The following is an 18826-nucleotide window of genomic DNA, read 5'->3' on the forward strand; positions in this document are numbered from 1 at the left end:
AACGGCATGGAGAAAGGACGTCTCGTGGCCGACTCATCGTTCGACATCGTCAGCAAGGTCGACCGCCAGGAGGTCGACAACGCCTTGAACCAGGCGGCCAAGGAGCTGGCCACCCGGTTCGACTTCCGCGGCACCGACACCACCATCGCCTGGAAGGGCGAGGAGACCATCGAGCTGGTCAGCTCCACCGAGGAGCGCGTCAAGGCCGCCGTCGACGTGTTCAAGGAAAAGCTGATCCGCCGGGACATCTCGATGAAGGCGTTCGACGCCGGCGAACCGCAGGCCTCCGGCAAGACCTACAAAGTCAGCGGCAGCCTCAAGCAGGGCATCGACGGCGAGCACGCCAAGAAGATCAACAAGCTGATCCGAGACGAGGGGCCCAAGGGCGTCAAGACCCAGATCCAGGGCGACGAGATCCGGGTGTCGTCGAAGAAGCGCGACGACCTGCAGGCCGTCATCTCACTGCTGAAGGGCGCCGACCTCGACGTGGCGCTGCAGTTCGTCAACTACCGGTAGCCCAAAGACCCTAGCCCGCGGCCCTGGCTGTGCCTACGCTGGGAGCCGTGACCACCGAAGATTCCCTCGACGTCGTGATCATCGGAGCGGGCATCTCCGGAATCGGGGCGGCCTACCGCATCACCGAGCGCAACCCCGGCACCCGCTACGTCATCCTGGAGCGGCGCGAACGCATCGGCGGCACCTGGGACCTGTTCCGCTATCCGGGGGTGCGCTCCGACAGCAGCATCTTCACGCTGTGCCTGCCCTATGAGCCGTGGACGGGCCGCGAACGGGTGGCCGACGGCGACGAGATCCGCGACTACCTGACCGATGCCGCACGCAAGTACGGGATCGACTCCCACATCCGGTTCAACAGCCACGTCGTCGCCGCCGACTGGGATTCCTCGACCGATACCTGGACGGTGACGGTGCAGGAGGGCACCACTGGAACAACGCGGACCTACCGCAGCCGGTTCGTGTTCTTCGGGTCCGGCTACTACAACTACGACGAGGGCTATACCCCGGACTTCCCCGGTGTCGAGACGTTCACCGGCACGGTGGTGCACCCGCAGCACTGGCCCGAGGACCTGGACTACGCCGGCAAGAAGATGGTGGTGATCGGCAGCGGCGCCACGGCGATGTCGCTGGTTCCGGCGCTGGCCGAGCGGGCCGGCCAGCTCACCCTGCTGCAGCGCACACCGACGTACCTGATCTCGGCGTCGAAATACAGTCGTTTCACCGATGCGGTCGCAAAACTGTTGCCCCGCAAGCTGGCTCACCCGATCATCCGGTTCACCATGGCATTGTTCGAGGGCGTGGTCTGGTTTTTGGCCCGCAAGACGCCGCCGCTCTTGAAGTGGATGCTGCGCCGGACGGCCGTGCAGAACCTGCCGCCGGGCTATGACGTCGACACCCACTTCAAGCCGCCGTATCAGCCGTGGGACCAGCGGCTGTGCCTGATTCCCGACGCGGACCTCTACACCGAGATCAGCGCCGGGCGAGTCGAAATGGTCACCGACCGGATCGATCACTTCGACGCCACCGGGATCACGCTGCAGTCCGGGACGCACCTGGATGCCGACATCATCGTCACCGCCACCGGTCTGCAACTGCAGGCCCTCGGCGGGGTGCGGATCAGCTTGGACGGCACCGAGATCAAGCCCACCGATCGCTTCGTCTACAAGGCGCACATGCTCGAAGACGTGCCCAACCTGTTCTGGTGCGTCGGCTACACCAACGCCTCCTGGACGCTGCGCGCGGACATGACGGCCCGCGCCACCGCAAAGCTGATGTCGTACATGGCCGCCCGCGGGTACACCCACGCCTACCCGCATCTCGGCGACGAGCCGCTCACCGAGAAGCCGGCCTGGGATATTCAGGCCGGTTACGTGCTGCGTGCCCTGCACGCCCTGCCCAAATCCGGCACCAAGCGGCCCTGGAACGTGCGGCAGAACTACTTCGCCGACGCCTTGGACTACCGCTTCGACCGGATCGAGGAGTCGATGGTGTTCGGTCGGGCCGGCGAAAGCGTGCCGCTGGCCAGCTGACCCGAGGTAACTTCGCTGCATGCCAGCTGCTACTCGCACACCCAGGGTCGTCGTGCTCGGCGGCGGATCGTTCGGAACCACGGTGGCCTCGATCTGCTCGCGGCGCGCCCCGACGCTGCAATGGGTGCGTTCGGAATCGACCGCCGCCGACATCAACGACAACCAGCGCAACAGCCGCTATCTGGGCAACGAGGTGGTGCTCAGCGAGACCCTGCGCGCCACCACCGATTTCGCCGAGGCCGCCCGCAGCGCCGACGTCGTGGTGATGGCGGTGCCCTCGCACGGCTTCCGCGGCGTGCTCACCGAGCTCGCCAACGAGCTGCGGCCGTGGGTGCCGGTGGTGTCACTGGTCAAGGGCCTGGAGCAGGGCACCAACATGCGGATGTCGCAGATCGTCGACGAGGTGCTGCCCGGGCATCCGGCCGGCATCCTGGCCGGGCCGAACATCGCCCGCGAGGTCGCTGAGGGCTACGCGGCCGCGGCGGTGCTGGCCATGCCGGATCAGCATCTGGCGGCGCAGCTGGCGTTGCTTTTCCGCACCAAGCGGTTCCGGGTCTACACCAGCGACGACGTGGTCGGGGTCGAGATGGCCGGGGCGTTGAAGAACGTCTATGCGATCGCGGTGGGGATGGGCTATTCGCTGGGGATCGGCGAGAACACCCGGGCCATGGTGATGGCGCGATCGGTGCGGGAGATGTCCAAACTGGGCGAGGCAATGGGCGGGGCCCGCGACACCTTCGCCGGGCTGGCCGGCATGGGCGATCTGATCGTGACCTGCACCAGCCAGCGCAGCCGCAACCGGTTCGTCGGCGAACAGCTGGGCTCCGGAAAGTCGATCGACGAGATCATCGCCTCGATGAACCAAGTCGCCGAGGGGGTGCGGGCCGCCAGCGTGATCATGAAGTTCGCCGCGCAATACGGGCTGAACATGCCGATCGCCCGTGAGGTCGACGGCGTGATCAACCACGGCTCCACCGTCGAGCAGGCCTACCGCGGGCTGATCGCCGAGGCCCCAGGGCACGAGGTGGAGGGCACCGGCTTCTGAGCCTCTTCCGTCGCAGGCGTCACTTGCGCACCGTCTCCGGTGGGGTGAGGTGAGTTCAAATCGGATAGCGCGGGCGATATCACCAGTCCAGCAGGTTGCTCGGCGGGCGATCTGCCAGCTTCTGGACGACCCAGTGGTTCATCGACACGTTCTGGTCGGCGGCCTCCACGGCGAGGCGGGCGTGCAGCGTCGGTGAGGTCCGCACCAGGAAGTTGCCGCTGAACTTCCGGTCGGTGATCGGCGGTGGAACGTCTTCGCCTTCGCGCTCGGCCAAATACTCATCGACGGTCTGCTCGACACCGGCGATGGCTTCCCGCATGGTGGGCGCCCAATGCGTCAGCCAGGGCAGTTCGAGGCACAGGGCGACGTAGCGGTCGTACTCGCGCGACCACTCGGCTCGATACGTGTAGTGGTTCATGGCCGGTAGTAGCGCATGCGCTATCCGATTCGACAAGACATCTATCCCCAGGCGCGGGGACGGAAGTGGCGGGTGGGGCGCTGGGATGGGCAGCCGCCGAGTGGGGCGCCAGGGATGGGCGGCCCTACCCCCGCGCCATCGCCTCCAGCCGGCGGATCCGGTCGGCCATCGGCGGGTGGGTGGAGAACAGCTGCCCGACCTTCTCGCCCACCCGGAACGGGTTGGCGATCATCAGGTGCGACTGGCTGGCCAGCTCGGGCTCGGGCGGCAGCGGGGCGGCCTGCACCCCGTCGGAGATCTTGCGCAGCGCGGACGCCAGCGCCAGCGGGTCACCCGTCAGTACGGCGCCGGACTCGTCGGCCTGATACTCCCGCGACCGCGACACCGCCAGCCGCACGATCGACGCCGCCAGCGGCCCCACCAAGGCGACCAGCAGCATCGCCAGCGGGTTGCCGTCGCGGCGGTTGCCCAAGAACATCGCCATATTGGCCAACCCGGTGATCACCGACGCCAGGGCGCCGGCGACACAGGAGATCAGGATGTCGCGGTTGTAGACGTGCGACAGCTCGTGGCCCAGGACTGCACGCAGCTCGCGCTCGTTGAGCAGCCGAAGGATGCCGCTGGTGCAACACACCGCGGCGTGGCGCGGGTTGCGGCCGGTCGCAAATGCGTTGGGGGCGTTGGTGTCGCTGACGTACAACCGGGGCATCGGCTGGTGGGCGGCGGTGGCCAGCTCGCGCACGATCCGGTAGATCTCCGGCGCCTGGACCTCGGTGACCGGCTGGGCCCGCATCGCCCTCAGCGCCAGCTTGTCGCTGTTGAAGTAGGTGTAGGCGTTCATCGCCACGGCGAACAGCACCGCCACCCACATCATCGAGGGCCCGAAGGCCCGCCCGACCAGCACGATCAACCCCGACATGACGAACAGCAGCAGGAACGTCTTCGCCGTGTTGCGGTGCGGGTGCCAGGTCATCGACTTCCTCCTCGGAGAACCGCCGTCTTGCTCATTTAACGCCTCGGGCGCAGCCCGGGTTCCGCATTGTGCTCAGCCATGGCGGTTGACGGTGTAGTCGACCAGGCCGGCGAGTGCCGCCCGGCCGACGCAGTCGGGCAGCGCGGCCAACTCGGCTCGGGCCTGCGCGGCATACTCGGCCACCGTCTCCTTGGCCCGCACCATGCCCGGAGACGCGCGCAGCAGCCCCAACGCCTCGGCCACCACCGCATCCTCGGTGACCGGGCCGGCCAGCAGCGTACGCAGCCGCTCGGCGTCCGGGCCGGTCTCCTGCAGCGCGTAGAGCACCGGCAGGGTGTGCACCCCTTCGCGGAGGTCGGTGCCGGGCAGTTTCCCAGACTCGTCGGGATCGCTGTCGATGTCGATGATGTCGTCGGAGATCTGGAACGCGGTGCCCACGACACCCCCCAGTCGGGCCAGCCGCTCGATCTGATCGTCGTCGGCGCCGGAGAACGTCGCACCGAACCGGCCGGACGCCGAGATCAGGCAGGCCGTCTTCTCGTAGACCACCTTGAGGTAGTGCTCTATCGCGTCGATCCCCTCGGCGGCCCCGCGGGTCTCGCGCATCTGCCCGGTCACCAGCTGGGCGAAGGTCTCGGCGATGATCCGCACCGCCTCCGGCCCCAGCCGCGACACCAGCCGCGACGCCGTCGCGAACAGGTAGTCACCGGCCAGGATCGCGATGCTGTTGCCCCACCGCGCGTTCGCGCTGGGCGCCCCGCGGCGGATCTGCGCCTCGTCCATCACGTCGTCGTGATACAGCGTCGCCAGGTGCACCAGCTCGATCACCGCGCCGGCCACCGTCACCTGCCAGGCGTCCGGCTCCGGCCCGAGCTGGGCGGACAGCACCGTGAACAACGGACGGAAACGCTTTCCCCCGGCGTCGAACAGGTGGGTGACGGCTTCGGTCATCAACGCGTCGCCGCCGCGCAACTCGGTGTCCATGAGCTCTTCGATGCGCGCCACCCCGTCGCGGACATTGCCCGCGAACGCCGGGTCGCCCAAGCCCCCGAAATCCAGCCCCGCCACCACACTCGCCGGTGTCCTCACGGCTCCAACATACTGGTCAGTGTGAACTCCAGCGCTCAGACGGTGGCCGAGGTGGTGATAGTGGGCGCCGGACCGGCGGGGTCGGCGGCGGCCGCCTGGGCCGCCCGGGCGGGCCGAGACGTGCTGGTGCTCGACACGGCCACGTTCCCGCGGGACAAACCCTGCGGTGACGGACTGACCCCGCGGGCGGTCGAGCAGCTCGAGTTGTTGGGGCTGGGCGAGTGGCTCGACAGCCACATCCGGCACCGGGGCCTGCGGATGGCCGGCTTCGGCGGCGAGGTGCAGGTGGACTGGCCCGGCCCGTCTTTCCCCTCGACGGGCAGCGCCGCGCCCCGCACCGAACTCGACGAACGGATCCGCAAGGTCGCCGAGGAGTCCGGGGCCCGGATGCGATTGGGCGTCAAGGCCGTCGGCGTCCATCACGACTCGTCGGGGCGGGTGCGCGCGGTGGTACTCGCCGACGGCACCGAGGTAGCCTGCCGGGCGCTGATCGTCGCCGACGGCGCCCGCTCGACCCTGGGCCGGGTGCTGGGCCGGCAATGGCATCAGGAGACGGTGTACGGGGTGGCCGCCCGCGGCTACCTGGCCTCACCGCGCAGCGACGAACCCTGGCTGACGTCGCACCTGGAACTGCGTTCGCCCGACGGGGCGGTGTTGCCCGGCTACGGGTGGATCTTTCCGCTGGGCAATGGCGAAGTGAACATCGGCGTCGGCGCGTTGGCCACCGTCAAGCGGCCCGCCGATGTCGCGCTGCGCCCGCTGATGTCCTACTACGCCGACCTGCGCCGCGACGAGTGGGGCTTCGAGGGCCCGGTGAAGGCCCCGGCCAGCGCGCTGCTGCCGATGGGCGGGGCGGTCTCTGGGGTGGCCGGGCCGAACTGGATGCTGATCGGCGACGCCGCGGCCTGCGTCAACCCGCTCAACGGCGAGGGCATCGACTACGGGCTGGAGACCGGGCGGCTGGCCGCCGAGTCACTGGGCTGCCCAGACCTCACCCACGCCTGGCCGGAATTGCTGGCCGCCCGCTACGCCCGCGGGTTCTCGGTGGCGCGGCGGCTGGCGCTGCTGCTGACCTTCCCGAAGTTCCTGCCGGCCACCGGGCCGCTGGCGATGCGGTCGACAACGCTGATGCGGGTGGCGGTGCGGGTGATGGCCAACCTGGTCACCGACGACGACGCCGACCTGGTGGCGCGGGCCTGGCGGGGCGGGGGCCGGATGTCGCGGCTGATCGACCGTCGCCGCCCGTTCTCCTGAACCAGCGCAATATCAGGACCGTTGACATATATCAATCTCATTGATATACCGGGTAGATGAGCGAATCATTGGATCTCCAGTTCGACGCTGCCTACCGCGGCGAATCCGAGCAAATGGGGTTGGGCGCCAAACCACCGTGGAGCATCGGTGAGCCCCAGCCCGAGCTGGCCGCCCTGATCGAGCAGGGCAAGTTCCACGGCGACGTCCTCGACGTCGGCTGCGGCGAGGCCGCCATCTCGCTGTATCTGGCCGAACGGGGCCACACCACCGTCGGCCTGGACAGCTCGCCCACCGCCATCGACCTCGCGCGTCGCGAGGCCGCCGCGCGGGGCCTGACCAACGCCACCTTCGAGGTCGCCGACATCAACGCGTTCACCGGCTATGACGGCCGGTTCGGCACCATCGTCGACAGCACTCTGTTCCACTCGATCCCGGTGGAGGCCCGCGAGGGTTATCAGCGCTCGATCGTGCGCGCCGCCGCGCCGGGCGCCTCGTATTTCGTGCTGGTCTTCGACAAGTCCGCCATCCCGGAGGGTCCGCCGTTCGCGGTGACCGAAGACGAGCTGCGCGACGTGGTGTCGAAGTACTGGGTGATCGACGAGATCAAGCCGGCGCGGTTGCACGCGGTGTTCCCCGACAACTTCGCCGGATTCGGCGGCGTCGGGCTGCGCGACGAGGCTAACGGCCGCAAATCGGCTGCGGGCTGGCTTCTCTCGGCGCACCTGGGCTGAACGCCATGGCTACCCCGAAGCCGCCACGCTGGCTCAAGCCGGTCAACAAGGTGATGATCGGCCTGCAGAAGCTGGGGATTCCGACCGGTCCGCCGATGGTGCTGACGGTGCCGGGGCGCAAGTCCGGTCAGCCACGCAGCACACCGATGACGCCGTTCACCCACGACGGCCAGCTCTACACCGTGGCGGGGTTCCCGAACGCCGACTGGGCCCTGAATGCTCGGGCGGCCGGTTCGGGCACGCTCGCCCACGGCCGTAAGAAGCGGCCGGTGCGCATCGTCGAGCTGTCACCGGAGGCGGCCCGCCCGGTGCTGCGGGCGTTTCCGACGCAGGTGCCGGTCGGCGTCCGCTTCCTCAAACAGGCGGGCTTGGTCGTCAACGGCACGCCCGACGAGGTCGAGGCGCTGGCCGGGCGCATCTCGGTCTTCCGGTTCGACCCGCCGGCGTAGGGCCGGACTACTGCGGCTTGCGGGCCGAGTGCAGGGCGACGATGCCGCCCGTGAGGTTGCGCCACTGCACGTCCGACCATCCCGACGCGGTGATCTGCTCGGCCAGCGCCGCTTGATCCGGCCAGGCCCGGATCGACTCGGCCAGATACACGTAGGCCTCCGGGTTACTTGACACCGCCCGGGCCACCGCCGGCAGTGCGCGCATCAGGTACTCCTTGTAGACCGTGGCGAACACCGGGATTCTCGGGGTGGAGAACTCACAGACCACCAGCCGCCCACCGGGTTTGGTCACCCGGGCCATCTCCCGCAGGCCCGCGGTGTGGTCGACGACATTGCGCAGCCCGAAGCTGATTGTGACCGCGTCGAACACCGCGTCGTCGAAGGGCAGCTTGGTGGCATCCCCGGCGACCTTGGGTACATCCCGCTTGCGGCCGGCGGCCAACATCCCGACCGAGAAGTCCGCGGCCACGCACCATGCCCCGGACTTGGCCAGCTCGACGGTGGACACCGCGGTGCCGGCGGCCAGGTCCAGCACCTTCTCCCCCGGCCGCAGGCCGAGTGTTTTACGGGTGGCCCGCCGCCAGGCGCGATCGCGGCCCAGCGACATCACCGTGTTGGTGAGGTCGTAGCGGCGCGCGACGCCGTCGAACATCGATGCCACCGCGTGGGGATCTTTGTCCAGGCTCGCGCGGCTCACGGTGTCGAGGCTACCCGCCTCCGATAGGGTCGTGGAATGCGGTCTTGGCTGGGCACATTGGCAGCACTGGTGACGTTCGGCGCGGCGTTGGCAGCTCCAGCGCTTGCCGAACCCGGCGCGCCGGGCACCGCGCTGGCGCCTGATCACTTCGGTGTGCTGGCCGGCTCGGCGGACGCCGGGGTGCAGCTGGAGATCTTCTGCGACCCGCAGTGCTCGGAGTGCGCGAAATTCGAGGCGGACTCCGGGGACGCGCTGGGCCGGCACCTGGCGGCCGGGGACGTCGCGGTCACCTACCGGTGGATGACGTTTCTCGACGCCCGCCGGGGCAACGACACCTCCGCCCGGGTCGGCAACGCGCTGATGGCCGCCGCCGATCCGGCCACCGACGCCGCGACCTATCAGAGGTTCGTGTCCGCGTTGTACCGCAAGGGCGGCACGCCGGACCTGGAGGAGATCGCGGCCACCGCCCGGGAGGCCGGCCTGCCCGCCCACGTGGTGGACCGGATCGCCACCGGACAGCCGGCCGTCGAGCCGACGTCGATGAACGCCTTCAACCGTGTGCAGCTGCTGGCGGCCAACCCGGGGAGCCCCGGCACCCCAACGGTTTTCGATGTCGCCACCAGAACGGTCGTCGACACCGACGAGGCCGGCTGGCTGGACCGGCTGGTGCAGGAGCGTTAGCCGCGGACCCAGCGTCGTTCGACGACGGCCAACCCGGCCAGCGCCGCGGTTCCGACCAGCCAGGCGATCACCACGATCGAGCCGGCCGGGATGATCGCCAGTACCGCGGTGCGGTGCTGCACGCGCACCAGGTCGGGGTCGGACTTGTCGTATTCGACGTAAATGCGCATCCCGGTTGCTAATTCGGAGGGATAGAGCACCCCGAGTTCGGGGCGGTAGGTGATCCGCTCCGGGGTGACGAACTCGATGGTGGAGCGCCGGAAGCCCGCGTTGAGGACTTCGGCCTCGGCCACCCCCATGTCACGTTCGATGGCGATGTCGTTGCGCCAGGCGCCGGCCACCAACAGCACCGACTGCAGCGTCACCACCGCCACCATGATCAGCACGCCGGTTCTGGCCCATCGCAGCAGACGCCCGATCGTGCTGCCCGGCGCGGCGACGCCCTCTCCGCGAACCAGTCTGTGCAGCAACGGTTTCCATGATGTGAAGCGGGGCAGTCTCACAGCGCGGCCTTGATCGCGGCGTGCAGTGCCCGCAGCGACGACCGGTCGGCCTTAACCTCGAGCACCCGCATGCCGCCGGCGGGTTCGGCGAGCGCGGCGGGCAGTGCCTCGACCTCGATCTGCCGCGACTCGATGTGATAGGCGCGGCACAGCCCGCCGACGTCGACGTCGTGCGGGGTGCCGAAGATCCGCGACGACACGTCGGCGAACCGCGGGTCGCCCTGCTCGAGCAGTTCGAAAATGCCACCGCCGTTGTCGTTGGACACCACGATGGTCAGCTGCCGCGGCGTCGGCTCGGTGGGCCCGATCAGCAGCCCGGAGCTGTCGTGCACAAACGTCAGGTCGCCGATCAAGGCGATGGTGCGCCCACCGGGGTGGTCCCGCTCGTGCGCCAGCGCCGCACCGATCGCGGTCGACACGGTGCCGTCGATACCGGCGACGCCGCGGTTGGACCGCACGGTGATGCCCTGCGGGTTCAGCCCCACCAGCGCGGCGTCACGCACCGGGTTGGAGGCGCCCAGCACCAGCTGGTCGCCGGGGCGCAGCGCGTCGGCGACGGCCGCGGCCACGTGCAGCCCGGTGGTCAGCGGGTGCGCCGCCAACTGCTCGCGCACCGCGGCGTTGGCGCTGCGGTTGAGCTGGGCGCAGCGGCGCAGCCAGGCCGCATCCGGCGCCCCCGAGGTCACCGCCCGGGTGCCGGTGGCCTGCGAGTTTCCCGACACGTCCGGCCAGCGCGGCCCGGTGGTCAGCGCGAACACCGGCACCGTCGGGTCGGCCAGCAGCGCCGATACCGGGCGGTGCAGGGTGGGCCGCCCGGCCATGATGACCTGCTGCGGGCGCAGCAGCGGCAGCGCCAGCGGGTGCAGCGGATTCTGCGGTGCCGGGGCGGTGGGTTCGGCGACGGTGGGCAGCGCCGCCAGGTTCGGGTGTGCCCCGGCGCCGTGACCGGCGATCACCACGGTGTCCGGGGTCAGATCGATCTCCAGGGGCTGATCGAAGCTGACCGGCGGGGTGTAGGTCCAGGGCCGGCCGTCGGGGCGGCCCGGCGGCAGCGCTCCCGAATCATCGGCATCGGGTACCAGCGGCTCGCGCAGCGGAATGTCGAACTGCACCGGCCCGGCGTTGGCGCTGCGAGATCCGTTGGCGGCCACCAAAACTCGGCACACCGCTGATCGCCAGGTGGCGTTGAGGGCATCCATGCGCTCGGGGGCATCCTCGGCCAGGCCCAGGCTGATCGTGGCGCGCACCTGGGTGCCGAAGTAGCCGAGCTGCTCCATGGTCTGGTTGGCGCCGGTACCCAGCAGCTCGTAGGGCCGGTTGGCCGAGAGCACGATCAGCGGCACCCGCGCGTAGTTGGCCTCCACCACCGCGGGCCCCAGGTTGGCCACCGCGGTGCCCGAGGTCATGGCCACGCACACCGGCGCACCGGCGCCCACCGACAACCCGATCGCCAGGTATCCGGCGGTGCGTTCGTCGATGCGCACGTGCAGGCGCAGCCGGCCGGCCCGGTCGGCGTCGTGCAGCGCAAACGCCAGCGGTGCGTTGCGCGAACCCGGGCACAGCACCACGTCGCGGACGCCACCGCGGATCAGCTCGTCGACGACGATGCGGGCCTGTGCCGTCGAGGGGTTGGTCATTGGTATCAGGTTAGTCGTGCGTCGGAGGGGGAGGCGTCCAGCGGAACGGCTTGCCGTCGACCTCGGCCAGGAATTCCAAGGCGGCCTTGTTGACCTGGTCGGGCTTCTCGATGAAGCCCAGGTGGCCGGCGTCGGGGATCTCCAGGTACCGCGCGCCCGGAATCGCGTCGGCGACCTCGCGGCTCAGGTGTGCCGGGGTGACGACGTCGTCGCCGAACCCGATCACCAACACCGGTGCGGTGATGTTGGCGTAGGCGGGCAGCCGGTTGGTCAACGGCGCCACGTCGAGCTGACAGCGCAGCCCGGGGGTGTTCTTGACCGGCCACAGGGTGAACATCGCGATCCAGTCCTTGATCGCGGCGTCGTCGCTCAGGGTCTTCGGCGAGAAGCTTTCCAACAGACGCACTTTGGCTTCGTACTCGGCGGGAAGGTCGACACCGGACTCGGCCAGCTTCATCTCTGCGGAGTAGAAGAAGTCCCGGGCGCGGTCATGGCGCCCGCGGGTGGCCATCAGGACCGCGGATTTCACCAATTCGGGCCGGGCCAGCATCAGTTCCTGGGCGATGAAGGCGCCCATCGACACCGCGACGATCCGCACCGGGGCCACCCCCAGGGATTCGATCAGCTGCGCGGTGTCGGCCACCATGGTTTCGGTGGTGAACCCCGAGGCGTTCTCGGTGGCGCCGATACCGCGGTTATCGAAGGTGATCGGGCGATACCGGGCGAGCTGGAAGTCGCGTACCTGGTGCAGATGCCAGCCGCGGCCCGCGCCGCCACGCCCGGCGATAAACAGAACCGGATCGCCATCCTGATTACGGTCGTCGTAAGCGAGGTTGGTCACGGGAGTGAAGGTACGCGACCCACCGACCGCTTATGGTGTCAGGATCGCAACTGCGCAGCTGGGGACGGTGATGCGGAGACGGACCGCGGGGTTGGCTTGCACGCTGGTGCTGGCCTGCGCCGTGGTGGCCGGTTGTTCGAGGGTGACCGACGGCCTGGCGGTGCCCGCCGACCACGACGGACCCCGGCCGGTGGCAGCGTCGATGCTGGCGGACCTGCTGCTGGACGCCTCCACCGTCAGCGACATCATGGGCTCGGCCGGGATGCGGGTCAAAGACTCCCGCTCGCGGATGTTCGACTCCGGGCGGCAATTCCCCGACCAGGACTGCATGGTCGCCTGGATGCCGGTGGAGCAGTCGGTCTACGCCGGCAGCAATTGGACCGCCACGATCGTCCAGACCCTCTCCGAAGCCGCCCTGGACCACTTTGTCGTCCAGGCGGCCACGGTGTTCGCCGACCGGGCCGATGCGCAGAGCTTTTTCGAGGCGACCGCCCGCCGGTGGGCGCCGTGCGGCGAGCGGTCCTTCACCACCACCAAGGACGGCTATGGCGACACGCCGTGGACCTTCGATGCGGTCACCGACGTCGACTCCACGGTGTGGATGACCCAGCACCAGGACGACAGCGCGGGCTGGTCGTGTCAGCGGGCGCTGCGGGTGGCCAACAACGTCGCCATCGACGTGTTGGCGTGCAAGCTCTACGTCATCGACGAGGCGGTCACGATCGCGAACGGGATCGACGCGCGGCTGCCCAGCGTGTGAGTTGTGGGCGGCCGGTGACGGGCGTGTCGCGGGTTCGACCATGTGGTGTTGTGCCCGGCTATACGCGACAACTTGCGGCGGCGCGCCGAGTGTGCGGTTTGGCACGCAATTCGGCGTTTTTTCGTACCAAACCGCACACTCGACGGATGCGCACTCAGGCGGCCAGCAGCCGATGGCAGGCCTTGATCCGGTCGATCCACCACTGCCGCCGCTGCGGCGAGGCGGCCAAGCCGTGCAACCTTTCTAGGTCCGGGGTGATCGGCTGCACCGGCAGGTAGCCGTCGATTTGTGGCGGCGTTTCCGCGACGTCTTCGACGAACAGTGATCCGGTGCCGAGCCCGCAGGCGTGTTGCAGGGCGGGTAGCGCGGCCGCCGCCTGCAGTCCGGTAGCGATACCGACCGCGGAGTCGATCGCGCTGGAGATCACCACCGGAATGCCGATCTGGCCGGCGATGGTTAGGAGCTTTGAAATGCCGCCCAGTGGTGCGACTTTGAGCACCGCGATGTCCGCGGCTCCCGCTTTGGTAACGGCCAGCGGGTCCTCGGCTTTCCTGATGCTCTCGTCGGCGGCGACCGGGGTGCCGATGTGGCGACGCAGCTCGGCGAGTTCGGCGACGGTGGCACAGGGTTGTTCCAGATACTCCAGCGGCCCCAACGCCTTTGCCGCCTGCACCGCCTGCTCGACACTCCAGCCGCCGTTGGCGTCCACCCGCACGGTGGGGATCACGGCGCGGACGGCCTCGACGCGCGCGACGTCATCGGCAAGGGTCTGGCCGGGCTCGGCGACCTTGACCTTGGCGGTTGTTGCGCCGGGGAATCGTGCCAGCACGTCGGGGACTCGCGCAGCGTCGACGGCGGGCACGGTCGCGTTGATCGGGATGCGGTCGCGGATGGGCTCGGGCGGCCGGTGGTAGGCGCTTTCCAGGGCCGAAGCCAGCCAGTGCGCCGCTTCGGGCGCGTCGTATTCGGGGAAGGCGCCGAACTCGCCCCAGCCGGCCGGACCGTCGATCAGGGCCAGTTCGCGAACGGTGATGCCGCGGAACTTGACGCGCATCGGCAACGCCACCACGTGCAGGCGGTCGAGGATGTCGTCGAGGGGCGGCGGCATCGGTCTATGGTGCCGGGGCGGCGGTGAGGTGCGCCAGGCGGGCCTTGGGAATTAGTATTCGGTAATGCTCTCTGCGCAGACTGGTCACACCCTCCGGGTGAGCGACGCGGCTCTGCAAGCCGAGGCGAGCTGGTGTGAGGCGTTGGCCGGCAAGTTGGTGGGCAATGCAGCACCCGACGGTGCGGTCTCCTCGTTGCTGGGCAGCGCAGCAGCGGTCACTGCCCTCAATGCACTCGTGGCCGCGGCCGGCGCAAACTGCACGGCACGAATGCATGCCACCGCCATGAAGTTGGCCGCGGCGGCAAGTGGATACGCCGCCAATGAAGCCGACGCCGCGGCGCGAATGCAGTCAATCGCTCCGCCCACGGTCTGCTAGATGGCGGCTACTGCCCCAGTATTCCCGTTGTCGCAGGTGACGACGCTTGACACCTCTTACCTGCGCGGCGCAGCCGATTATTGGGACCGCACCGCCAACCTATGGGAGGAGTCGTTCACCGACGTCCACCGGCGCGTGTCCGCCCCAGGGGGTACGCCTTGGACAGGCTTCGGAAACGAAGGAGCGCAACAACGTACCTACGCCGACATGGTGAAGGTACGCACGCCAGCAGACCAATTGCGGCATGTCAGCGGGGTTGCCCGCCGCGGCGATGAGGCGCTGCAGTTCTGCAAGCAGGGAGTGCTCAGCGCGGTCCGCGAAGCTCGGGACGACGGTTTTGACGTCGGAGAGGATTATTCGGTCACCGACCGTACGCAAGGCGGTTCCTCGGCGTACCGCGGGGCACGGCAGACCGCGGCCCAGGGCCACGCAACGTTCATTCGCCACAAGGTGGCCGCGCTCGTCGCCAAAGATAACGAAGTAGCCATGCAAATCGCCGTGGCCTCCGAAAGCCTCGACAAGGTCGTGTTCGACGAAAAACCGGTCGAGTCCACGCCGGCGAAAGATGGAATCCAACTGGTGGGCAATCGGAGATTCAAGGATGCGCCGGCTCCGAAGCCGGAGCCAAATCCTCGAATCGACAAAGCGCCAGACCCAGTCGGCAAACTCGGGCTCCCGAACTACAACCCTGGCTCGTTGTCGGCCGAAGAAACTCGTACTGTATACACGCAAGGCGAGTTGCGCATGCGCGAACTCAACGAGCAACTCGCCGAGCAGGGTTTGAGTACCGAGGAACGTGCAAAAATAATGTTTGAACAACGCAACGCGTTGCGTTCTTGGACGCGGGATCTGATGAGCAACCGAGCACTTGCCGACCAACTGAACGCCACGGAGCCAAACCTAACCTTTGGTGACCTCGTCGCCAAGAATCAGGCTAAAGGAGTCACAGGAGATGACCTCTACCGGGCGATCATCGAGAGTTCGATCAGGAGTCGCGGCAGCGTAAACGCGGGCCTCGGTATCGATCCCGCACACCCGCCGCCCCTCCCCCCTATACGTCCGACCGACCCGATAGGGGGAGCACCAACCGCTCCAGTCATCAGTCCGCTGCCAAATCAGCCAACCGTGTTGGCACACCCCCCAACCGAGATCCGGCCGCCAGAATTCACCCACCCCCCTGTTGCGCCACCTCCGCCAACAGTGCTCGACCACCCGCCATTGCCACCATGGTTGCAAGACCCATCGCCGCCCGGCTTCCAGATCAGCCCGAACCAGTCGGCACCCATCTTTGGCTGGGACACACCGAATCCATCAGACGTGCCACTTCCAGCTCCAGGTCCGTCCAGTGCACCGATCACGCTCCCGTCGCCCCCGTCGCCGCCACTGATAACGCCCGAAGAGGCCAAGGCAGGAGGACTGCTCGCTGGGGCTGGCGGAGTCGGCCTCTGGATCATCACCCAGTTAGGCAAGCTGGCCCACCCATTCAGCCCATGAGCGCCCGAAACCAAGAACTGCCGGACGAGTGGAGTCACCTCTCGGCTATCAAGTCAGTCGCCAATGTGGTCGCCCGCCACGTTGACCACCTGGAACAGCTACCTGTTGAGTGCCTACCCGCGTGGTTGATGCGAATTACTCCCCCTATCGGTTGGCATATCGGCCGTTTTGCTGACAACCGCAACGCACCATCACGGATTGCAGTGCACGGTAGTGAGGACCGCGGCAGAGGGTACGGTTGTGAGACCATCAACATTTTCCGGTTGTCCGGTATGCCGCCGCTTCAAATTCTAACAGACAATGCCGATTGCACTTTGCAGGATCTCGGCGCCACGGGCGTTGCAACTAAGACACTTCCCTTACAGCAGGAATCCGGCATGATGGGCGTACGAAGCAGCGGATACATCCACATCCACGGGAATTCGGTGTGGGCACAGTACAGCAACTATATCGCCAACTCCGAGGGGCGCGAGGAGGGCATTCTCATCGAACATGGTATTTTTATAGAAATATGCGCTCTACACCGACTGCACGACGACATCACAAACTTGACCAACGCGGTCTATCACGAATTTTTTGCCGCCCTACCCAACCGCTGGCACCAACCGAAGAACTCGAAGGACATCTGATGATCGGCAAAGACAACAATCGCGCGGCGATGATTTTTAACGCCCCAAAGAGAATCGTATAGATTATGGCATCGGAAGATGCAGCACGAGGCGGGCCGCCGACAATCGATAACAGCGCACGCCCCGAGTGGTTTCGTACGGGTTATAAATTCTTCCCCTATGCGGCGATGGAGTCTGGCAAATGGTGGGTACTGAGATTCAACTACGCGTTCCCCGAGCATGATTTGTACACATTGTTCATCGATGGCGATTGCACGGGCGATATCACCGGCGACGTGACCAGCCAGATTCCGCTAGTCGCCAGTATCGGCGCCCTGAAGCCTGAGCTTTCAGCGACAGATGAACCGATCCTTGACCCAGATACGGCCGCATCAGTAGTCACAGCCGTAGCGTCATACGTTAACTACGGCAGCGAAAGAAACGACCCGTGCATGTTCTGCTCCGGGGACCACGACGGAATGACTCGTGCCTAGCGAAGATGCTTGGCGTATCCCAAGGAAACCAGAGGTCGTCAATGAACCGGAGCGCTACCGGACCGCCGACCTCTTGGGCGCCTGGCATTCGCTGATCGGAAGGCACAGTGCTAAGTCGGGGACCGACGACGTCGGCCGACAGTTGCTTGCCTCTTGGTCCGAGCCGCACCGCCGGTATCACAATGTAATCCACTTGCGCGAGGTGCTGCGCCACGTCGATCAGCTCGCGGCTCACGCCGTCACCCCTGACGCTGTGCGGTTAGCCGCCTGGTACCACGACGCCGTCTACAACGGTTTCTCCGACGATGAGCAGAACAGCGCTGCTCGGGCGGAAACGGAACTCGCGGACTTGAACGTCGCGCCCGCACTGGTCCTCGAAGTCGCACGACTCGTGCGGCTATCCGCCAGCCACACGCCGGACGCTGGCGATCGCAACGGGCAAGTGCTCTGCGACGCAGATCTAGCGGTCCTCGCATCGACCGCCGAAAGCTACGCTGCCTACGCGGCGGCGGTCCGCGCCGAATACGCCCATGTTACCGAAAAAGAATTCAGGCTTGGACGGTCGAAGATACTGCGTTCCCTTCTCGACGGACCGGCCCTATACCGCACAGCGCCGGCACGCGCCCAGTGGGAGGCAGCCGCCCGGGTGAATCTCAATACCGAACTCGAGCGTCTTGAGAGCACCGAGTAGCCTGCGCAGGCGTACTCGCGACGAAATCGGCGTTGATACTCAGAAGCCAGAATCCGCTGCGGTAACGCAGCTTGTGGCGCCGGGAAACAACCTTATCGGAGCCTATCCGCCCCCAGCTTGAACACCCGCGCGGCATTGCCGTGCAGATAATCCGCCCGCGCGTCGTCATCGAGCCCCAGATCATTCAGCCCGTCGAGCGCATGCCCGTGCATGATCATCGGATAGTTAGTGCCGAACAACACTTTTCGTTGCCCGGTCCGGGTTCTCATGAACCTGATCAGCTCGTCGGGCAACCGCTTGGTGGTGTAGGCCGAGGTGTCGATGTAGACGTTCTCGTGTTTGCGGGCGACGGCGACCATCTCCTCGGTCCAGGGATAGCCGACGTGCCCGCACACGATGACCAGTTCTGGAAAGTCCAGTGCCACTTGGTCGATGTAGGGAATCGGGCGCCCGGTCTCCGAGGGCCGCAGCGGGCCGGTGTGGCCGACCTGGGTGCAGAACGGGACACCGAGTTCGACACACTCGGCGAACAGCGGGTAATAGCGCCGGTCGGTGGGAGGCGCATTCCACAACCAGGGCACCACCCGCAGGCCGACGAACCCGTCATCGATCCGGCGTCGCAGCTCGCGGACGGCCTCCATCGGGCGGTCCAGGTCGACGGTGGCCAGGCCGGCGAAGCGGCTCGGGTGCGCCCGAACCCATTCGGCGACCTCGTCATTGGACACCAGATCCATGCCGTTGGGTCCGCGCCAGGCACTGAGCAAGCCGAAATCCACCCCGGCGGAATCCATCGCGGACACGGTGGCCTCGATCGGGATCTCCTGATCTGGCATCGCCCCGCCGGTCCAGCGCCGCAGGGACGCCAGCATGTCGTCGGCCAGGAAACGGCGGGTCGGGTGCTGCATCCACACGTCGATGGTCATCGTCCCCAC

General features: G+C 67.4%; 22 protein-coding genes. 13 read left to right on the forward strand and 9 right to left on the reverse strand.

Annotation, left to right across the window (positions count from 1 at the left end; all coding sequences use genetic code 11):
* Window positions 1-24: 24 nt before the first annotated feature.
* The 3 genes from BST28_RS14050 to BST28_RS14060 are packed head-to-tail and all read left to right on the forward strand — an operon-like array spanning window position 25 to window position 3090.
* Window positions 25-516 (forward strand): YajQ family cyclic di-GMP-binding protein, encoded by a 492-nt coding sequence (locus tag BST28_RS14050; RefSeq protein ID WP_019736093.1) that lies wholly within the window; start codon window positions 25-27, stop codon window positions 514-516.
* A gap of 38 nt (window positions 517-554) precedes the next feature.
* A complete protein-coding gene (locus tag BST28_RS14055) occupies window positions 555-2045 on the forward strand; it encodes a flavin-containing monooxygenase (protein ID WP_109560707.1) in 1491 nt (496 codons plus the stop codon).
* 19 nt (window positions 2046-2064) lie between these two features.
* Window positions 2065-3090 carry an NAD(P)H-dependent glycerol-3-phosphate dehydrogenase gene (locus BST28_RS14060; RefSeq protein WP_019736095.1) on the forward strand — a complete coding sequence of 342 codons (1026 nt, stop codon included), beginning with the start codon at window positions 2065-2067 and terminating at the stop codon, window positions 3088-3090.
* Window positions 3091-3169: 79 nt separating this feature from the next.
* On the opposite strand, the gene BST28_RS14065 is transcribed toward BST28_RS14060, so the two are convergent.
* The 3 genes from BST28_RS14065 to grcC1 form a co-directional block, all read right to left on the reverse strand.
* Window positions 3170-3508 (reverse strand): type II toxin-antitoxin system HicB family antitoxin, encoded by a 339-nt coding sequence (locus BST28_RS14065; RefSeq protein WP_019736096.1) that lies wholly within the window; start codon window positions 3506-3508, stop codon window positions 3170-3172.
* 124 nt (window positions 3509-3632) lie between these two features.
* Window positions 3633-4481 carry a zinc metalloprotease HtpX gene (htpX, locus tag BST28_RS14070; RefSeq protein WP_019736097.1) on the reverse strand — a complete coding sequence of 283 codons (849 nt, stop codon included), beginning with the start codon at window positions 4479-4481 and terminating at the stop codon, window positions 3633-3635.
* A 72-nt stretch (window positions 4482-4553) separates the two neighbouring features.
* Window positions 4554-5570: a nonaprenyl/(2E,6E)-farnesyl/geranylgeranyl diphosphat synthase gene (grcC1, locus tag BST28_RS14075; RefSeq protein ID WP_165758089.1), complete on the reverse strand. Its 1017-nt coding sequence runs from the start codon at window positions 5568-5570 to the stop codon at window positions 4554-4556.
* 42 nt (window positions 5571-5612) lie between these two features.
* On the opposite strand from grcC1, the gene menJ reads away from it, so the two are divergent.
* The 3 genes from menJ to BST28_RS14090 are packed head-to-tail and all read left to right on the forward strand — an operon-like array spanning window position 5613 to window position 8004.
* Window positions 5613-6824, forward strand: coding sequence for a menaquinone reductase MenJ (gene menJ, locus BST28_RS14080; protein WP_109560708.1), 1212 nt, complete (start codon window positions 5613-5615; stop codon window positions 6822-6824).
* Between the two features lie 56 nt (window positions 6825-6880).
* Entirely contained in the window at window positions 6881-7555 is a 675-nt protein-coding gene (locus BST28_RS14085; RefSeq protein ID WP_019736100.1) for a class I SAM-dependent methyltransferase, read from the forward strand.
* A 5-nt stretch (window positions 7556-7560) separates the two neighbouring features.
* Complete coding sequence (locus BST28_RS14090) at window positions 7561-8004, forward strand: nitroreductase family deazaflavin-dependent oxidoreductase (protein ID WP_019736101.1); 444 nt, start codon at window positions 7561-7563, stop codon at window positions 8002-8004.
* A gap of 7 nt (window positions 8005-8011) precedes the next feature.
* On the opposite strand, the gene BST28_RS14095 is transcribed toward BST28_RS14090, so the two are convergent.
* Entirely contained in the window at window positions 8012-8701 is a 690-nt protein-coding gene (locus BST28_RS14095; RefSeq protein ID WP_029249002.1) for a demethylmenaquinone methyltransferase, read from the reverse strand.
* A 36-nt stretch (window positions 8702-8737) separates the two neighbouring features.
* Here BST28_RS14095 and BST28_RS14100 point away from each other — a divergent pair, with 36 nt between their 5' ends.
* Window positions 8738-9382: a DsbA family protein gene (locus BST28_RS14100; protein WP_029249003.1), complete on the forward strand. Its 645-nt coding sequence runs from the start codon at window positions 8738-8740 to the stop codon at window positions 9380-9382.
* Here BST28_RS14100 and BST28_RS14105 read toward each other — a convergent pair.
* Genes BST28_RS14105 through BST28_RS14115 form a run of 3 tightly spaced genes read right to left on the reverse strand, consistent with a single transcriptional unit; the run spans window position 9379 to window position 12363 of the window.
* Complete coding sequence (locus BST28_RS14105) at window positions 9379-9852, reverse strand: DUF3592 domain-containing protein (protein WP_029249004.1); 474 nt, start codon at window positions 9850-9852, stop codon at window positions 9379-9381. The genes BST28_RS14100 and BST28_RS14105 overlap by 4 nt on opposite strands.
* 29 nt (window positions 9853-9881) lie before the next feature.
* Window positions 9882-11522 carry a 2-succinyl-5-enolpyruvyl-6-hydroxy-3-cyclohexene-1-carboxylic-acid synthase gene (gene menD / locus BST28_RS14110; RefSeq protein WP_083081512.1) on the reverse strand — a complete coding sequence of 547 codons (1641 nt, stop codon included), beginning with the start codon at window positions 11520-11522 and terminating at the stop codon, window positions 9882-9884.
* A gap of 10 nt (window positions 11523-11532) precedes the next feature.
* Complete coding sequence (locus tag BST28_RS14115; RefSeq protein WP_083081514.1) at window positions 11533-12363, reverse strand: alpha/beta fold hydrolase; 831 nt, start codon at window positions 12361-12363, stop codon at window positions 11533-11535.
* A gap of 70 nt (window positions 12364-12433) precedes the next feature.
* Between BST28_RS14115 and BST28_RS14120 the strand changes: the two genes are divergently transcribed.
* Complete coding sequence (locus BST28_RS14120; RefSeq protein WP_080575712.1) at window positions 12434-13123, forward strand: sensor domain-containing protein; 690 nt, start codon at window positions 12434-12436, stop codon at window positions 13121-13123.
* Window positions 13124-13277: 154 nt separating this feature from the next.
* On the opposite strand, the gene BST28_RS14125 is transcribed toward BST28_RS14120, so the two are convergent.
* Entirely contained in the window at window positions 13278-14231 is a 954-nt protein-coding gene (locus BST28_RS14125; RefSeq protein WP_083081516.1) for an o-succinylbenzoate synthase, read from the reverse strand.
* 97 nt (window positions 14232-14328) lie between these two features.
* Between BST28_RS14125 and BST28_RS14130 the strand changes: the two genes are divergently transcribed.
* The 5 genes from BST28_RS14130 to BST28_RS14150 all read left to right on the forward strand — a co-directional run bounded on the left by BST28_RS14130 (window position 14329) and on the right by BST28_RS14150 (window position 17894).
* Window positions 14329-14607 (forward strand): hypothetical protein, encoded by a 279-nt coding sequence (locus BST28_RS14130; protein ID WP_083081518.1) that lies wholly within the window; start codon window positions 14329-14331, stop codon window positions 14605-14607.
* A gap of 36 nt (window positions 14608-14643) precedes the next feature.
* On the forward strand, window positions 14644-16101 hold the full coding sequence (locus BST28_RS23690; RefSeq protein ID WP_133054302.1) for a hypothetical protein: 1458 nt from the start codon (window positions 14644-14646) through the stop codon (window positions 16099-16101).
* Window positions 16098-16730: a hypothetical protein gene (locus tag BST28_RS14140; protein ID WP_133054303.1), complete on the forward strand. Its 633-nt coding sequence runs from the start codon at window positions 16098-16100 to the stop codon at window positions 16728-16730. Before BST28_RS23690 ends, BST28_RS14140 begins: the two co-directional genes overlap by 4 nt.
* Before the next feature lie 65 nt (window positions 16731-16795).
* Window positions 16796-17203: a hypothetical protein gene (locus BST28_RS14145; protein ID WP_083081524.1), complete on the forward strand. Its 408-nt coding sequence runs from the start codon at window positions 16796-16798 to the stop codon at window positions 17201-17203.
* A gap of 202 nt (window positions 17204-17405) precedes the next feature.
* Window positions 17406-17894: an HD domain-containing protein gene (locus tag BST28_RS14150; protein WP_337339090.1), complete on the forward strand. Its 489-nt coding sequence runs from the start codon at window positions 17406-17408 to the stop codon at window positions 17892-17894.
* Window positions 17895-17986: 92 nt separating this feature from the next.
* On the opposite strand, the gene BST28_RS14155 is transcribed toward BST28_RS14150, so the two are convergent.
* On the reverse strand, window positions 17987-18817 hold the full coding sequence (locus BST28_RS14155) for an amidohydrolase family protein (RefSeq protein WP_083081526.1): 831 nt from the start codon (window positions 18815-18817) through the stop codon (window positions 17987-17989).
* Window positions 18818-18826: the final 9 nt, after the last annotated feature.

The sequence above is a fragment of the Mycolicibacter kumamotonensis genome, from assembly GCF_002086285.1.
Classification (GTDB): domain Bacteria; phylum Actinomycetota; class Actinomycetes; order Mycobacteriales; family Mycobacteriaceae; genus Mycobacterium; species Mycobacterium kumamotonense.

Excerpts from the sequence above, each read along its gene's own strand:
- BST28_RS14060 (WP_019736095.1), top strand. The coding sequence starts at position 2,065 with ATGCCAGCTGCTACTCGCACACCCAGGGTCGTCGTGCTCGGCGGCGGA.
- BST28_RS14065 (WP_019736096.1), bottom strand. The coding sequence starts at position 3,508 with ATGAACCACTACACGTATCGAGCCGAGTGGTCGCGCGAGTACGACCGC.
- htpX (WP_019736097.1), bottom strand. The coding sequence starts at position 4,481 with ATGACCTGGCACCCGCACCGCAACACGGCGAAGACGTTCCTGCTGCTG.
- BST28_RS14085 (WP_019736100.1), top strand. The coding sequence starts at position 6,881 with ATGAGCGAATCATTGGATCTCCAGTTCGACGCTGCCTACCGCGGCGAA.
- BST28_RS14090 (WP_019736101.1), top strand. The coding sequence starts at position 7,561 with ATGGCTACCCCGAAGCCGCCACGCTGGCTCAAGCCGGTCAACAAGGTG.
- BST28_RS14100 (WP_029249003.1), top strand. The coding sequence starts at position 8,738 with ATGCGGTCTTGGCTGGGCACATTGGCAGCACTGGTGACGTTCGGCGCG.
- menD (WP_083081512.1), bottom strand. The coding sequence starts at position 11,522 with ATGACCAACCCCTCGACGGCACAGGCCCGCATCGTCGTCGACGAGCTG.
- BST28_RS14120 (WP_080575712.1), top strand. The coding sequence starts at position 12,434 with ATGCGGAGACGGACCGCGGGGTTGGCTTGCACGCTGGTGCTGGCCTGC.
- BST28_RS14125 (WP_083081516.1), bottom strand. The coding sequence starts at position 14,231 with ATGCCGCCGCCCCTCGACGACATCCTCGACCGCCTGCACGTGGTGGCG.
- BST28_RS14140 (WP_133054303.1), top strand. The coding sequence starts at position 16,098 with ATGAGCGCCCGAAACCAAGAACTGCCGGACGAGTGGAGTCACCTCTCG.
- BST28_RS14145 (WP_083081524.1), top strand. The coding sequence starts at position 16,796 with ATGGCATCGGAAGATGCAGCACGAGGCGGGCCGCCGACAATCGATAAC.
- BST28_RS14155 (WP_083081526.1), bottom strand. The coding sequence starts at position 18,817 with ATGACCATCGACGTGTGGATGCAGCACCCGACCCGCCGTTTCCTGGCC.